This window comes from Protofrankia sp. CiT1 (genome assembly GCF_917627335.1).
GTDB lineage: Bacteria > Actinomycetota > Actinomycetes > Frankiales > Frankiaceae > Protofrankia.
Genome location: NZ_CAKJTP010000302.1, coordinates 1 through 1,437 on the forward strand (window position 1 = coordinate 1; position 1,437 = coordinate 1,437).

The following is a 1,437-nucleotide window of genomic DNA, read 5'->3' on the forward strand; positions in this document are numbered from 1 at the left end:
CTGGGGCCGCAGGTCGCGTTCACTGATGTTGTTCGTCGGCCAGACTCGGGTGTCCGAGCAGAACCGCAGGACATCGTCTTCCCTGTCCCGCAGGCATTCCAGCAGGCTGCGGCCGGGCAGCTGCTTGGTCGTGGCGGCCGGGCCCTCAGCAGGGGGAACCTCGGACAAGCCGACCCGGACCGCGCCGCGGAACTCAGCCGTCAGCGGACCAGCCGCCTCGGCCGGCACCCGCGCCCGGCCGGCGTCGCGGGCCGTGTGCCAAGCCCGGACCAACCCTCGCAGCGCCCGCTGCGCCTGGCCGGGCCAGTGGCTGTCCGGGTAGACCTCGGCCACATCCTCTAGATCCCGAAGAATATGGGCCACACACAGCTGGTGGCCGCCGACCTGCGCGAAATCGGCGTGGTCATACAGGTTGTACCGGTCGTGCACGGCGGTCCCAACGAAGCCACCGAGCACCCCGAACGCCGTGAAACTGGCCAGATCCCGCCCGCCCAGGCCGAACACCACATACAGGTCGGTGGACGCCGACAGCACGTACTTCTTCGTCCCCGCCGGCCCACACCGCAGGGTGGTCTCGTCGAACCCGACCACCGGCGACCCGACCACCAGCTCCTTGATTCTCTCCACCGTGCCCGCGACCGCGGCTGCGGCCCGCGCCAGCACGCCGTGCACGAACCCCGTCGATGGCGCCGCGCCGGTCACGTCCCGGACCAGCAGCGCGGCGCGTTCGACCGGCACGTGCTGGAAGACCAGCAGGTACACCACCAGCGCCAACAGGTTCGGCCCGTAGCTGGCCGGCGCGCGGGCCACCCCGCCGGGCTGCCCGGCGACGTGCTCGCGCCCGCAGCCGCACCGCACCCGGTACAGGTCATGCTGGACGACCCTGACGGTGACCAGCGGCACCTCGTGGACCTGGTGCGACCGGGCCAGACCCACCTCCGCCGCACCACCCAGGTCCGCTCCGCACCCGCACGCCCCGAGCGGGTAGTGCGACACCGTCTCGTCGGGGTCCTCGGACCAGGCCAGCGACGACCCATCGGCGCCTTTACGCTTACCCCGCGTGCCTTTCTCCGCCCCCGCCGCCCGCCGCGCCGGCCCCGTGCGCCCCGGCAGGGCGTCGTCGGCCGACGGCGGCACCGACGAATTCCCGCTGTTCCGCGACAGCCGCCGCTCCAACTCCGCGACCCGGCGACGCAACTCCTCGACGATCTCGGCCTGGGAGGCGATCGTCTCCTTCTGCGCGGCGATCGTGCCGGCCTGGGCCACCAGTAGCGAGACGAGCTCCTCGCGCGACAGCTCCTCGACCCCGGCCACCCACCCAGGTCACCACACCCGGACCAGGACGCACGCACCGGCACCCGCTGTTTCACACAACATCCAGACGTGTCTGGACGTCGCCTACACACAACAAGATCTACAAGGCACCTGAATGTTTAC

1 protein-coding gene is annotated in these 1,437 nt (G+C 71.3%); it reads right to left on the minus strand.

Annotated elements, in window-relative coordinates; translation table 11 throughout:
• Window positions 1-1,314: transposase (locus tag MJ785_RS21870; RefSeq protein ID WP_239382761.1), on the minus strand; the 1,314-nt coding region annotated here is incomplete at its 3' end.
• Window positions 1,315-1,437: the final 123 nt, after the last annotated feature.